Source organism: Billgrantia pellis (assembly GCF_008297955.1).
Taxonomy (GTDB): domain Bacteria; phylum Pseudomonadota; class Gammaproteobacteria; order Pseudomonadales; family Halomonadaceae; genus Halomonas; species Halomonas pellis.
Map to the genome: position 1 here is coordinate 142,457 of NZ_VTPY01000005.1, position 13,968 is coordinate 156,424.

Annotated in this window: 12 protein-coding genes and 2 tRNA genes; 11 read left to right on the top strand and 3 right to left on the bottom strand. The window is 60.8% G+C overall.

Annotation, left to right across the window (positions count from 1 at the left end):
- Window positions 1-11: 11 nt before the first annotated feature.
- The 3 genes from F0A17_RS13910 (at window position 12) to F0A17_RS13920 (ending at window position 1,834) form a co-directional block, all read left to right on the top strand.
- Entirely contained in the window at window positions 12-752 is a 741-nt protein-coding gene (locus F0A17_RS13910) for a hypothetical protein (RefSeq protein ID WP_149328957.1), read from the top strand.
- Between the two features lie 78 nt (window positions 753-830).
- Window positions 831-1,163 (top strand): TraR/DksA family transcriptional regulator, encoded by a 333-nt coding sequence (locus tag F0A17_RS13915; RefSeq protein ID WP_149328958.1) that lies wholly within the window; start codon window positions 831-833, stop codon window positions 1,161-1,163.
- A gap of 74 nt (window positions 1,164-1,237) precedes the next feature.
- A complete protein-coding gene (locus tag F0A17_RS13920) occupies window positions 1,238-1,834 on the top strand; it encodes a hypothetical protein (RefSeq protein WP_149328959.1) in 597 nt (198 codons plus the stop codon).
- A 13-nt stretch (window positions 1,835-1,847) separates the two neighbouring features.
- On the opposite strand, the gene F0A17_RS20805 is transcribed toward F0A17_RS13920, so the two are convergent.
- The gene (locus tag F0A17_RS20805) at window positions 1,848-2,396 is read right to left on the bottom strand and encodes a helix-turn-helix domain-containing protein (RefSeq protein ID WP_228716913.1); all 549 of its coding nucleotides are present in this window, start codon (window positions 2,394-2,396) and stop codon (window positions 1,848-1,850) included.
- 193 nt (window positions 2,397-2,589) lie between these two features.
- Here F0A17_RS20805 and gltX point away from each other — a divergent pair, with 193 nt between their 5' ends.
- The 3 genes from gltX (at window position 2,590) to F0A17_RS13940 (ending at window position 4,472) form a co-directional block, all read left to right on the top strand.
- A complete protein-coding gene (gltX, locus tag F0A17_RS13930) occupies window positions 2,590-4,071 on the top strand; it encodes a glutamate--tRNA ligase (protein WP_149328960.1) in 1,482 nt (493 codons plus the stop codon).
- 227 nt (window positions 4,072-4,298) lie between these two features.
- Window positions 4,299-4,374: transfer RNA gene (locus F0A17_RS13935), tRNA-Ala, on the top strand.
- 22 nt (window positions 4,375-4,396) lie between these two features.
- Window positions 4,397-4,472: transfer RNA gene (locus tag F0A17_RS13940), tRNA-Glu, on the top strand.
- 463 nt (window positions 4,473-4,935) lie between these two features.
- On the opposite strand, the gene F0A17_RS13945 is transcribed toward F0A17_RS13940, so the two are convergent.
- Both F0A17_RS13945 and gltA read right to left on the bottom strand, forming a co-directional pair.
- Window positions 4,936-5,826, bottom strand: coding sequence for an NAD(P)-dependent oxidoreductase (locus F0A17_RS13945; protein WP_149328961.1), 891 nt, complete (start codon window positions 5,824-5,826; stop codon window positions 4,936-4,938).
- A 97-nt stretch (window positions 5,827-5,923) separates the two neighbouring features.
- Window positions 5,924-7,207: a citrate synthase gene (gene gltA, locus F0A17_RS13950; RefSeq protein WP_149328962.1), complete on the bottom strand. Its 1,284-nt coding sequence runs from the start codon at window positions 7,205-7,207 to the stop codon at window positions 5,924-5,926.
- Between the two features lie 458 nt (window positions 7,208-7,665).
- Here gltA and sdhC point away from each other — a divergent pair, with 458 nt between their 5' ends.
- From sdhC to F0A17_RS13975, 5 genes are all read left to right on the top strand, one after another.
- Window positions 7,666-8,043 (top strand): succinate dehydrogenase, cytochrome b556 subunit, encoded by a 378-nt coding sequence (gene sdhC, locus F0A17_RS13955; protein ID WP_223111551.1) that lies wholly within the window; start codon window positions 7,666-7,668, stop codon window positions 8,041-8,043.
- Entirely contained in the window at window positions 8,037-8,384 is a 348-nt protein-coding gene (gene sdhD, locus F0A17_RS13960) for a succinate dehydrogenase, hydrophobic membrane anchor protein (RefSeq protein WP_149328964.1), read from the top strand. Before sdhC ends, sdhD begins: the two co-directional genes overlap by 7 nt.
- Window positions 8,385-8,387: 3 nt before the next feature.
- Window positions 8,388-10,160: a succinate dehydrogenase flavoprotein subunit gene (sdhA, locus tag F0A17_RS13965; RefSeq protein ID WP_149328965.1), complete on the top strand. Its 1,773-nt coding sequence runs from the start codon at window positions 8,388-8,390 to the stop codon at window positions 10,158-10,160.
- A gap of 14 nt (window positions 10,161-10,174) precedes the next feature.
- A complete protein-coding gene (locus F0A17_RS13970; RefSeq protein WP_149328966.1) occupies window positions 10,175-10,879 on the top strand; it encodes a succinate dehydrogenase iron-sulfur subunit in 705 nt (234 codons plus the stop codon).
- A 254-nt stretch (window positions 10,880-11,133) separates the two neighbouring features.
- Complete coding sequence (locus tag F0A17_RS13975; protein ID WP_149328967.1) at window positions 11,134-13,968, top strand: 2-oxoglutarate dehydrogenase E1 component; 2,835 nt, start codon at window positions 11,134-11,136, stop codon at window positions 13,966-13,968.

The following is a 13,968-nucleotide window of genomic DNA, read 5'->3' on the forward strand; positions in this document are numbered from 1 at the left end:
ACACGGCAACGATGCCGGTCACGCTGACGGCTCGGTCGGTATTTCAGATTTCAAGCGCAAAGGTGCCAGAGCTGGGAGGCTGGCGCCAGGCGGGATTGGCTCTGCTTGGAGCGAAGCCTGATGAACCTGACGATATAGCGATAAGGGAAAAAAGAATGAATAAGAAAATAGGGAATCTATCGGATCTTTTCTATCGTTACAGCATCATGGTCATATTGGCAGCTTTTTCCGTGCTCATGTCCTGGATGTTGCTTGGGCCAGAGGAGTGGGAAGGAGGGGCGCTTGAAAAACATCAGGTCGAAGTGAGCGAATACGAAAGAACCGAAAGGCTCTATTCCGATGGTGTTGCGGAACTCATGCGCGATTATCCTTATTTCTACAAGCGCTCCTTGAGTCTCCTGCAGCAGTATAAGGTCAATTGTTTTATGGCGGAGTATGCGCAGGCGCGAGAAGGGGAAGAACTCGATCTTGCTCTGAAAGTGAGACGGGAGAACCTTTGCGATGTATTCGCCGATGCAGCCGCCATGGTGGATACCTATTCGGACAGGCTGGGGGCACTCGAGGAAGGGCGGCCTGCGCTGCTGCATTTCTCCTTCCTTGAAGGCGGAGAGGAAACATCCATCGGCCCCTTCCTCTCCCTGGAGGAGTGTTCGATGATCGCGGCGCAGTTGGCGCGGCTCGGCGAACAGATAACGTCCTGTCAACCTTACGAGGAGTGGCACTACTCGCTGTTCTTCGCCAGCGGCGAATAGCGCCCGGTCCGGGGTTGAGGCGATGTCGCCGGCATATGCTATGTAGTAGTCATGTGCCGTCATCGCTGGAGGTGCGAAATGAAGGAGCGACAGGACGAGCTGGAAGCGCTGCGCGACGAATTAGTCGAGCGAGTGGATCAGTACAAGCTTCACAAGCTTAGGCAGGACGAGCCATTGGATCGCGACATGGAAGAGCAGGCGATCGAGCTGGAGAACGAGGATGTGATCGATGCTCTCGAAAGCGAAGCGGAAGAGGAGCTGCAGCAGGTACTTCACGCCCTTGAACGCATCGAGGAGGGCGAAGGGGATATCTGCGAGCGCTGCGGTGAGCCGATCGACCCGGCGCGCCTCGAGGCCTTGCCATACGCGACGTTCTGCTTCGATTGCGCTGAACTCGAGGGTATGCGTTGATCCCGCTTGCCGGGGCGGACTGGTCCGGACATGAGTGGTAGTCTAATGATTCAGCTACCGGTCGGGAGAGGGGCATGACGGCATGGCGCCGGCTGACTTGTGCAGGTCTCGTGGCATTGATGGGCCTGGTGGGCTGTGGGAGCGACGATGATGCCTCCCAGAGGGAGGGCGATACAGGCGCAGTTCGGCAGAATGAGAGCGATACCGAGGTCAATGCCGAGCCGGCGCCGGAAGTGACGCCGCCGGCGCCACTCCCCGTCGAGATCGAAGCAACCGCCACCCTACGCAGCGATCGCCGTCTCACCGTGGAGGGAAGCACCAACCTGCCGAATGAGGCGCGGTTGGTCGTGACGGTCGAGCGCGAAGTAAGTGGTGTGCGATGGCAGGCGCGCACGAATGTCTCGGAGGGCCGGTTTTCAGCCGGCCCCCTCGGACCGGGCAGCGGCCTTCCCGATGGTGGCTATCACATTACCGTGTACCTGCCTGAAGCCAGTGTTCAGCCTGCGGGCGTCCGCGAGCGAATCGGCGAGCGGGGAGAGGCGCTCGAAGGGCCAATGATAAAAACCTCGCGTCATGGCTTGGGACAGGTTGCCAGCTATTCCCGGCGCTACCTGATAGGCAACGAACCTCGGCGCGCGACCGATCAGGTGGAAGTGCTGGAAGTCGATTGAGTCGTGCTGCCGCTCAACGTCCTTCGTGCTGCCGCCAGCGTGCCAGCAGCCTTCCGACGACACGGTCCCCTTCTTTCAGGCCGGCGTCCATCTCTAGCTGGTCGATATAGAGGCGATTCTCTCCCTCGATCAAATAATGACCAGGCTCGTCGCAGGCGTCGGTCGGTCCGAAGGCGGCAAGGTCGCCTGTATCGAGAAAGTCGAAGTGTTCGCCGGGGGCCGGCGTGACCAGGTAACAGTCGCCGTGCCAGTCGTAGCGGGAAATGAGATCGACTGGAAGTACGATGCGGTTGGCGTTCGGTGCCAGCCAGGGAGCAGGCGGCTTGCCGTACAGGTATAGCGCGGAAGACGACCCAACGTCGTCGCTCGTCAGCAACTGGCTAAGCGGACAGTCCAAGGCTTCGGCCAGTGCCACCAGTCTGGCGTGACCGATCTGCTTGATGGCACCCGATTCCCAGTACGAAATCGTGACATCGGAGACGCCGACTTTTCTTGCGAGGGCGGCCTTGTTGAGGTCCGCCTTCAACCTCAGCTGTTTGATCTTTGGGCCCAATGAATCCATCTCTTCAACCTGCCGACAGTCGATGAATAAGGACGAGAATGTTCGATTATCCTCGCCGACTGTGCAAATTTAACGCGTCAACGCTAAAAAAACACTGCTGAGCGACGCTGCAGCGTCTTGCCGGGGCGGCTGCCGCTATGGGCTCAGGTGCGTATAATGCCCGCCATATGCATGACAATCGGATAAGGACGACATGACCGTACGAACCCGTATCGCGCCATCTCCCACTGGTGACCCCCACGTAGGCACCGCTTATATCGCCCTGTTCAACTTATGCTTCGCTCGGCAGCATGGCGGCCAGTTCATTCTGCGGATCGAGGATACCGACCGCGTTCGCTCCACCGCCGAGTCCGAACGCATGATTCTCGATTCGTTGCGTTGGTTGGGCCTCGAGTGGGATGAAGGGCCCGACGTGGGAGGGCCGCACGGCCCCTACCGGCAGAGCGAGCGCGGCGACATCTATGCCGAGTATGCACGGCAACTGATTGAGGCGGGCCATGCCTTCAAGTGCTATCGCACCAGCGAAGAACTGGACGCGTTGCGCGAAGCGCGCAAGGCGGCCGGCATGCATTTGGCGCTCAAACCTTCGGACCTGGCCCTGGAAGCGGAGGAAGAGGCGCGTCGTGAGCGCGAAGAATGGCCTTACGTGGTGCGCATGCAGGTGCCGGCCAGCGGCACTTGTGTGATCGATGACATGCTACGTGGCCCGATCGAAGTCGACTGGGCGCAGGTGGATGCTCAGGTGCTCCTCAAGTCCGATGGCATGCCCACTTACCACTTGGCGAACGTCGTCGACGACCACCTGATGGGTATTACCCATGTGCTGCGGGGTGAGGAGTGGATCAACTCGGCGCCGAAGCATCAGCTGCTCTACGAGTACTTCGGTTGGGACATGCCAGCACTCTGTCACATGCCGCTGCTGCGCAATCCCGACAGGTCGAAGCTCTCCAAGCGCAAGAACCCGACCTCCATCAATTACTACCGGCGTATGGGGTTCTTGCCGCAGGCGGTGCTCAACTACCTGGGGCGCATGGGCTGGTCGATGCCCGACGAGCGCGAAAAGTTCAGCCTCGATGAGATGATGACGCACTTCGATATCCAGCGGGTGTCGCTGGGTGGGCCCGTCTTCGACCTGGAGAAGCTGACCTGGCTCAACGGGCTTTATATCCGTGAGGACCTGGACGATAGAGCCTTCCTGAAGGCGCTGATGACATGGGCCTTCAACGAGGAGTACATCGGCCAGATCCTGCCGCAGGTGCGCTCCCGGGTGGAAACTCTCTCTGAGGTAGCGCCATTGGCCGGCCACTTCTTCGGTGGTGTGCCCGCGCTGCGTGAGGAGGACTTCGAAACCGTCAAGCTGGAGCGTGAAGAGCTGCTCAAGCTACTGCAGTTCCTGGTGTGGCGCTTCGAGGTGGTACCGGCCTGGCACAAGGAGGCGCTGCTCGCCGAGGTCAAGACGCTGGCCGGGTATTTCGAACTCAAGATGAAGGAGTTCCTGGCGCCGGTCTTCATCGCCATCACCGGTTCCACGGCCAGCACCTCGGTCATGGATGCCATGGCGATCCTCGGCTCCGATATGACCCGAGCGCGGCTGCGCCATGCCATCGAGGTGCTCGGCGGGGTTTCCAAGAAGCAGGCCAAGCGCTTCGAGAAAGAGTACCGCGACCTGCAATAAACGATAGGAAAGCGCCTATTTTCGTCGCGAGCGAGGATCGGTTGATCGCCGCCGGAGCGCAGCTCCCGGCGTGTCCGGCTACATGAGGAGACGACCGGGCCGGCGCACCGACACCGCTGGCGGCCAGCTTTTTGCAAAGGGCGCGAGCGCAGCAGGGAATGAGTATTTTCCTGCTTGACGAAGGCGAGGGGAATCAGTACGATACGCCCCGTCTTCACGAGACATGTGGGGCCTTAGCTCAGCTGGGAGAGCGCGACACTGGCAGTGTCGAGGTCAGCGGTTCGATCCCGCTAGGCTCCACCATTTCATTTCGTGATGTTCTCGCGTCCCATTCGTCTAGTGGTCCAGGACACCGCCCTTTCACGGCGGGAACAGGGGTTCGAACCCCCTATGGGACGCCACTTTCCGATGTTGTTCTCGTATCCCGTCGCTGATTGGCGACTTTTTTGTTCCTTTTTATTACGCCTCCAAGCCAGCTTGGGAGCGAAACCTTTGCGTGGAAAAGGCATTGAAGCACCGGTTTTTTCCGGTATTTCGGGGTTGACTTGTCCACTTCTGCAGTGCCTCGGTAGGCCGGCTGTGCAAAATTGCGACCTTCGTATCGCCAAGAGTGTGCAACTGCAAAAAATGATATAATTCAATAAGTTAAGATTGGTCAAAAAATAAACAATTTAAGGCTAACCCCCTTGTCATGCCGATTTGATGGCGTTTTTTAGGGGTTGTGAACAGGGTTATCCACAGAATGTGTGGAAAAAGTCGGAGGCCGTTTAAGAGCGTTGGCTGAAATGGCTGTCAAGACTTTTGTGTTACTTTTCTGATGCTGTCGGTTACGAGGCGTCGCGGATAGGCGACGCCTCGGGCGGCTCAGTTACGGTCTTCCGTTCGCAGACGTCGCAACAGCGATGATGTATCCCAGCGTCCCCCGCCCATTACCTGCACGTCGCCATAGAACTGATCGACCAGCGCCGTCACTGGCAGTCGGGCTTGCAGGCGACGCGCCTGCTCGAGACATATTCCCAGATCCTTGCGCATCCAGTTCACGGCAAAGCCGTGTTCGTACTCATCCGCAATCATGGTCTTGTGACGGTTTTCCATTTGCCAGGAACCGGCGGCTCCCTTCGAGATCACGTCGACCACCCGCTGCTGGTCGAGGCCGGCCCGCTCGGCGAAATGAAGCCCCTCGGCCAGGCCCTGCACCAGCCCGGCAATACAGATTTGGTTGACCATCTTGGTCAGTTGACCGCTCCCGGCCGGACCCATCAGGGTCACTGCGCGGCCATAGCGATCGAGTACTGGCTCGGCTCGGGCAAAGTCCCCCTGATCGCCGCCACACATGATGGTCAGCGCGCCGTTCTCCGCGCCTTGCTGGCCACCTGATACCGGAGCATCGAGAAAGCCGATCCCGCGCGTCCGGCAGGCGGCGTCGAGTTCCTCGGCCAAGTCGGCGGAGGCAGTGGTGTGGTCCACCAGCAGGCTGCCTTCGCTCATTTCGTGCAGAGCGCCATTCTCTCCGCAAGTGACCTGTCTTACGTCATCGTCATTGCCCACACAGACCAGCACCAAGTCGGCTCCTCGGGCCGCTTGCCCAGGCGTGGCATGGTGGCTGCCGCCGTATTCAGCGGCCCAGGCCTCGGCCCTGGCGGCGGTACGGTTGTAGACGCGTACGTCGTACCCTGCGCGGGACAGGTGGCCAGCCATGGGATAGCCCATGACGCCCAGGCCAAGGAAGGCGACGGTAGATAGGTTCTGGCTCATTGGAGACTCCTTTTATCCATGCTGCCGAAAAGCGAAAGCCGCCCGTGGGCGGCTCTCTGCGAGGGGTGACGCTGCGGCAGGGCCGCTGCCCGCCGGATTACTTGGCAGGATAGTCGCGTTGGGTGTGGCCGGTGTAGAGCTGACGCGGGCGGCCGATCTTGTAATCGTTGCTGAGCATCTCGTGCCAATGGGAGATCCAACCGATAGTGCGCGAGACGGCGAAGATCACCGTGAACATATTGGTCGGGATGCCCATTGCCTTGAGAATGATGCCGGAATAGAAGTCGACGTTGGGGTAGAGCTTGCGCTCGATGAAATATTCGTCCTCCAGCGCGATCTGCTCCAGGCGCTTGGCGATCTTTAGCTGTGGATCGTCGATGCCCAGCTCGGCTAACACTTCGTCACAAGTCTCCTTCATGACCTTGGCGCGCGGGTCGAAGTTACGGTAGACGCGGTGGCCGAAGCCCATAAGCTTGAAGGGATCGTCCTTATCCTTGGCCTTGTCGATGAATCGCTGGATGTTCTCTTCGGAGTCGTCGCCAATCTCATCGAGCATGTTCAGTACCGCCTCGTTGGCGCCGCCGTGGGCAGGGCCCCATAGGGCGGCGATGCCGGCGCTGATGCAGGCGAACGGGTTGGCGCCGGTGGAGCCCGCCAGGCGTACCGTGGAGGTGGAGGCGTTCTGCTCGTGGTCCGCATGCAGCATGAAAATGCGGTCCATGGCCTTGGCGTAGACCGGGTTGACCTTATACTCCTCGCACGGATTGCTGAACATCATGTAGAGGAAGTTCTCTGCATAGTTCAGGTCATTGCGTGGGTAGTTGAAGGGCTGGCCCACGTTATACTTGTAGGACATTGCCGCGATGGTCGGCATCTTGGCGATCAGGCGGATCGCGCTGATGACGCGGTCTTCCTCCTGAGTGATGTCCATGTGATCATGGTAGAAGGCCGCCAGGCCGCCCACCACGCCACACAGGATCGACATCGGGTGGGCGTCGCGACGAAAGCCCTTGAAGAAGTTGTTGATCTGGTCGTGGACCATGGTGTGGTTGCGAACCCGCGACTCGAAGTCGGCGTACTGGTCGCTGGACGGCAGCTCGCCGAACAGCAGGGTATAGCAGAGTTCGACGAAGTTGGATTCCTTGGCCAGCTGGTCGATGGGATAGCCGCGATGCAGCAGCACGCCCTTGGCGCCATCGATATACGTAATGGCGGACTGGCACGAGGAGGTTGCCATGAAGCCGGGATCATAGGTAAACAGGCCTTCGGCGCCGAGACCACGGACATCGACCACGTCAGGGCCCAGGGTGCCTGAGTAGACTGGCAGCTCGATCGTCTTGTCCAGGCCGTCTACCGTCAGTGTCGCTTTCCTGTCAGCCATTCTGGCCTCCTCTCGAAGTCGAAATGTTCGTTAACCCATTCATTCGCAAACCGTGTTGCAACGCCTGGCCCGCGAAAAGGTTCGCCCACTATAGAAGCGTTCCCGGGATTGTCAATTAGGCCAAAGTGACCTGGGAATTATGCAAAGGCTCAGTGTTGTATCGTTTTATGTACAGGAAATGGTGCTCTGCATCATGAGGCATCGTACCAAGCATACTTCGGGAAGAGGGCGGTTTCATCCTCTAACGCCGGGACGTGAAAGAGCTTGAACCATGGTCGAGTCGCAGCGGTGCGCATTTGTCACTGGGGGTTCATGTCCCTATAATCCACACCGCGCGACTGGCAGGTACTCGTTGTCACGCCCGTCTCGGCAGCGGCGAGCCCCCTACCTCAAACCACCGCCCGCTCATGCCTGGTCCCACTGGTGGCAGAGCGAGCCAAGAGAGTGTGTATAGAGCCGTGAATAGCAAACGACCCGTCAACCTCGACCTCACCACGATACAGTTCCCACTACCCGCCCTGACGTCGATTACTCATCGTATTACCGGCGTCATCCTGTTCATCGGTCTCATCTTTGCCTTCTGGGCGCTCGACACGTCCCTGTCGTCGCCGGAAGGGTTTGCGGCCGTGAAGGACGCACTGGCGCATAATTTCCTGGCGAAGCTGATTGCCTGGGGTCTGCTGTCGGCCCTGGCATTCCATTTCGTCGCCGGTATCAATCACATGCTGATGGATGCCGGTTACGGCGTAACCTTGGAAGGGGGCGTCAAGAAGGCACAGGCCACCGTGGTCATCAGTGCCGTCCTGGTCATTCTGGCGGGAGTCTGGGTATGGTAACCAACATCACTAATCTGGGGCGCAGCGGCCTCTCCGACTGGCTGCTTCAGCGCGTCACGGCGATCATCCTGGCGCTCTACACGGTTTTCATCGTCGCGTATCTGCTATTCAACCCCGGGCTCGATTACGCCACTTGGAGTCACCTGTTCGCCCAGACCTGGATGCGCATCTTCTCTCTGCTGGCCTTTATTTCTCTTGCTGCGCATGCCTGGATCGGTCTGTGGACCGTGACCACCGATTATCTCAAGTCGACGCCCATCCGCCTCGGCGCCCAGGTCGTTATCATCCTGGCCATTTTCGTGTTCCTGGTCTGGGGCATCCAAGTTCTGTGGGGAGCCTGATTCATGTCTAACATGCGTACCTTGTCCTACGATGCCATCATCATCGGTGGCGGCGGCTCCGGCCTGCGTGCCGCTCTCGAGCTGGCCAAGTCCGGCAAGAAGACAGCCGTACTGTCCAAGGTCTTCCCGACTCGCTCGCATACCGTCTCCGCCCAGGGCGGCATTACCTGTGCCATCGCTTCCGCCGATCCCAACGACGACTGGCGCTGGCACATGTACGACACCGTCAAGGGTGGCGACTACATCACCGATCAGGATGCGGCCGAGTACATGTGCTCCGAGGGCCCCAAGGCCGTCTTCGAGCTGGAGCACATGGGCCTGCCATTCTCACGCTTCGACAATGGCCGCATCTATCAGCGTCCGTTCGGCGGTCAGTCGAAGAACTTCGGCGAGGGCGGTCAGGCGGCACGCACCTGCGCGGCGGCCGACCGTACCGGTCATGCCCTGCTGCATACCCTCTACCAGAACAACCTGAAGAACAATACCACCTTCCTCAACGAGTGGTTCGCGGTCGATCTGGTGAAGAACGCCAACGGCGACGTGGTGGGCTGCATCGCCATGTGCATCGAAACCGGCGAAGTGGTGCACGTGCAGTCCAAGGCCACCGTCATGGCGACCGGCGGTGCCGGACGCATCTACGCCTCCACCACCAATGCCCTGATCAATACCGGTGACGGCATCGGCATGGCGTTGCGCGCCGGCTTTCCGATGCAGGACATGGAGATGTGGCAATTCCACCCCACCGGCATCTACGGCGCGGGCGTGCTGGTGACCGAGGGCTGTCGCGGCGAGGGCGGCTATCTGGTCAACAAGGACGGCGAACGCTTCATGGAGCGCTACGCGCCCAACGCCAAGGATCTCGCCGGCCGTGACGTGGTGGCGCGCTCCATGGTCATGGAGATTCTCGAGGGGCGCGGCTGCGGCGAGAATGGCGATCATGTCTTCCTCAAGCTCGATCATCTGGGTGAAGAGGTGCTCAACAAGCGCCTGCCCGGCATCAGCGAGCTGTCCAAGATTTTCGCCCACGTCGATCCGACCAATGCGCCGATTCCGGTGGTGCCGACGTGCCACTACATGATGGGCGGCATTCCGACCAATGTGCATGGCCAGGCGATCATGCAGGACGCCGACGGCAACGATCGCATTGTCAATGGCCTGTTTGCCTGCGGTGAGGCGGCCTGCGTCTCGGTGCACGGTGCCAACCGGCTGGGGGGCAACTCGCTGCTCGACCTGGTGGTCTTCGGCCGGGCGGCGGGCATCTTTATCGAAGGCGCACTCAACGAGGGTATCGATTACCTCGGCGCCTCCGACTCCGATATCGAAGCGGCCATGAAGCGCATCACGCGCTGGAACGAGTCCACTGGCGGTGAGTCCGTGGCTGAGCTCAAGGCCGAACTGCAGAACATCATGCAGAACGCCTTCGGTGTGTTTCGCCAGGAGGAGCACATGCAGGAAGGGGTCAAGAAGCTGGCCGAACTGCGCGGCCGTATCGGCGAAGCGCATCTGGTCGACAAGTCGGGTGCCTTCAATACTGCGCGCGTCGAGGCGCTTGAACTCGACAATCTGATGGAAGTGGCCGAAGCCACCGCCATCGCGGCCCTGGAGCGCAAGGAAAGCCGTGGCGCGCACTCCCGCTACGATTACCCGGATCGCGATGACGCCAACTGGCTGAAGCACTCCATGTACTTCCCGGCCGAGAAGAGGGTCGGCAAGCGCGACGTGAACTTCAAGCCGAAGACCGTCGACACCTTCGAGCCGAAAGTCCGTACTTATTGAGGGGGAGTCACGAGATGCTTCAGGTATCGATTTACCGCTATAACCCGGAAACCGACTCCGCACCCTACATGCAGGAGTACCAGCTGGATACCCAGGGTCGCGACTTGATGATCCTCAATGTCCTGGAGATGCTCAAGGCCCAGGACACCACCCTGGCTTTCCGTCGCAGTTGCCGCGAGGGCGTGTGCGGTTCGGACGGCATGAACATGAACGGCAAGAATGGCCTGGCCTGCATCACGTCACTGTCCGACGTGGTAAAGGACAACAAGCTGGTGCTGCGTCCGCTGCCCGGCCTGCCGGTGGTGCGCGATCTGGTGGTCGACATGGGGCTGTTCTACAAGCAGTTCGAGCGCATGCAGCCGTACCTGCAGAACGACACCCCGGCACCGGCGATCGAGCGCCTGCAGTCACCGGAAGATCGTGACAAGCTCGATGGCCTCTACGAGTGTATCCTGTGTGCCTGCTGTTCGACTTCCTGTCCGTCGTTCTGGTGGAACCCGGACAAGTTCGTCGGTCCGGCCGGCCTGCTGCAGGCCTACCGCTTCCTGGCGGATTCGCGCGACACCGCCACCCGCGAGCGTCTGGCGGGGCTCGAGGATCCGTTCAGCGTATTCCGCTGCCGCGGCATCATGAACTGCGTCGCGGTATGCCCCAAAGGGCTCAACCCGACCCGTGCGATCGGCAAGATTCGCGACATGCTACTCGCGAATGCCACTTAAATCGTGGCCCATGGCTTGCTATCATGGCAGGCGGAGTCCGACCGCGATCCCTTGTCGCGGTCGGCTCGCGAGTCGCAGTACGAGAGCCGGTGCCCTGGGTACCGGCTCTTGACCATGGAATTCAAGGTTTCCGGCTTGGCGGCCGGATCCGCCGGGCAGAAGAAAGACGCCCTTCCGGCAGGGCACCAGCCAAGCCGTCGCGGCTGGCCCGCGATGGCGCCGACAACACCCCATCAGTGTAGGGTGACCGAGAGATGCAACAAGGCATAATGGAGTTGATGTGGAACAGCTCCCATGTGAGCGGCAGCAACGTTCACTATGTGGAAGCGCTCTACGAGCAATACCTCGCCGACCCAGGATCCGTGCCCGACGAGTGGCGGACCTACTTCGATCAGCTGCCCAGTGTCGATGGCAGCGCCTCCCATGAAGTCCCCCTCAGCCCCGTGCGCGATCAGTTCCAGCAGTTGGCCCGTGCGCGCCGGGCGAGCGCCGCTACGGCTGCTGCCGACAGTGGTGAGAGCAAGAAGCAGGTTAAGGTGTTGCAGTTGATCAACGCCTATCGCTTCCGGGGCCATCAGAAGGCCGACATCGATCCGCTCAAGCTGCGCAGCCAAGCCCCCGTACCCGACCTCGACCTCTCTTTCCACCAGTTGTCTAAGGCCGATCTGGATACCGAATTCCAGACCGGCTCTTTCTTTCTGGGGATGGACAAAGCGCCACTGCGCGACATCGTCGAGGCGCTGGAGCAGACCTACTGCCGCTCCATCGGCTGCGAGATCATGCATATCGTCGATACCGAGGAGAAGCGCTGGCTGCAGCAACGCTTCGAGTCGGTTCGCTCGGCACCCAAGTATAGCGACGAGGTGCGCAAGCACCTGCTGGAGCGCCTGACCGCCGCGGAGGGCCTGGAGAACTACCTGGCCTCCAAGTATCCCGGCACCAAACGTTTTGGCCTCGAGGGTGGCGAGTCGTTCATCCCCATGATGGACGAGCTGATCCAGCGTAGTGGCGGCTACGGAGTCAAGGAAGTCGTCATCGGCATGGCCCACCGTGGGCGCCTCAACCTGCTGGTCAACATCCTCGGCAAAAATCCCTCCGAACTGATCGACGAGTTCGACGGCAAGAAGCTGATTGAGCGTGGCTCGGGCGACGTCAAGTACCACCAGGGCTTCAGCTCCAACGTCATGACGCCGGGCGGCGAGGTTCACCTGGCGCTGGCCTTCAACCCGTCCCACCTGGAGATCGTCTCGCCGGTGGTGGAGGGCTCGGTGCGCGCCCGCCAGGATCGCCGCGACGACCTCGAAGGCACCAAGGTGTTGCCGATCAACGTGCATGGCGACGCCGCCTTCGCCGGCCAGGGCGTGGTCATGGAAACCTTCCAGATGTCGCAGACCCGTGCCTACAAGACCGGCGGTACGGTCCACATCGTCATCAACAACCAGGTCGGTTTCACCACCTCACACCCGCAGGACACGCGCTCTACGGAATACTGCACCGATATCGCCAAGATGGTTCAGGCCCCGATCTTCCATGTCAACGGCGACGACCCGGATGCGGTGCTGCACGCCACTCAGGTGGCGCTGGACTACCGCCAGCAGTTCCGGAAGGACGTGGTCATCGATCTGGTGTGCTATCGCCGTCGCGGTCATAACGAGGCCGACGAGCCCTCCGGTACCCAGCCGCTGATGTACCGCAAGATCAAGGACCATCCCTCCTCGCGCTCCCTCTACGCCAGCCGCCTGGTCGAGCAGGGCGTCGTCACCGATGACGAGGCCCAGGCGATGATCGAGACCTATCGCGAGGACTTGATGGCCGGAAACCATGTGGCCAATGCCCTCGTGCAGGAACCCAACACTTCGCTGTTCGTCGACTGGAAGCCCTACCTTGGCCATGAGTGGAGCGGCCATGCCGAGACCGGAGTCGAGATGAAACGCCTGCAGCGCCTGGCGGCGCGCATGTGCGAGATTCCCGACGGCATCGAGGTGCAGCGGCAGGTGGCCAAGATCTACGAGGACCGCCGCAAGATGCAGGCAGGGGGGCTGGGCCTGAACTGGGGCTTCGCCGAAACCCTGGCCTACGCCACCCTGCTCGACGAGGGCCACCCGGTGCGCATCACCGGTCAGGACGTGGGGCGCGGCACCTTCTCCCACCGCCATGCGGTGGTGCACAACCAGAAGGATGGCACGACGTACGTGCCGCTGCAGCACATGTCAGACGGCCAGCCGCGATTCACCATCCATGATTCCTTCCTCTCCGAGGAGGCGGTGCTGGCATTCGAGTACGGCTATTCGACCACCGCCCCCAACGACTTGGTGATCTGGGAAGCGCAGTTCGGCGACTTCTTCAACGGCGCCCAAGTGGTGGTCGACCAGTTCATTTCGTCGGGCGAGACCAAGTGGGGGCGCCTGTGCGGACTGACCATGCTGCTGCCTCACGGCTATGAAGGGCAGGGGCCCGAACACTCCTCCGCGCGTCTCGAGCGTTTCCTGCAAATGTGTGCCGAACACAACATGCAGGTGTGCGTGCCGACCACCCCGGCGCAGATCTTCCACCTGCTGCGTCGTCAGGTCATTCGCCCGCTGCGCAAGCCGCTGGTGGTGATGTCGCCCAAGAGCCTGCTGCGTCACAAGGAGGCGGTTTCGAGCCTCGACGATCTGGCCAACGGCCAGTTTCACATGGTGCTGCCGGACCAGGGCAACCTCGATCCCCAGCAGGTCAAGCGCGTCGTCATGTGTGCCGGCAAGGTCTACTACGACCTGGCGGCCTGGCGCGCCGAGAATGAGCGCGACGATACGGCCATCGTGCGCATCGAGCAGCTCTATCCCTTCCCCAAGGAGGAGCTGTTCGAGGCGCTCAAGGCCTACGTCAATCTCGAGACCGTAGTGTGGTGCCAGGAAGAACCGCTCAACCAGGGCGCCTGGTATTCGAGTCAGCACCACATGCGGACCGTGGCCGACATGCTCAAGAGCGGCCTGGGCGGCGAGCTCAAGTTCGCCGGACGCCCGGCCTCGGCGGCACCCGCAGCGGGCTACATGTCCGTGCATACCGAACAGCAGCGCCAACTGGTGGAAGACGCCTTCAATAATTGA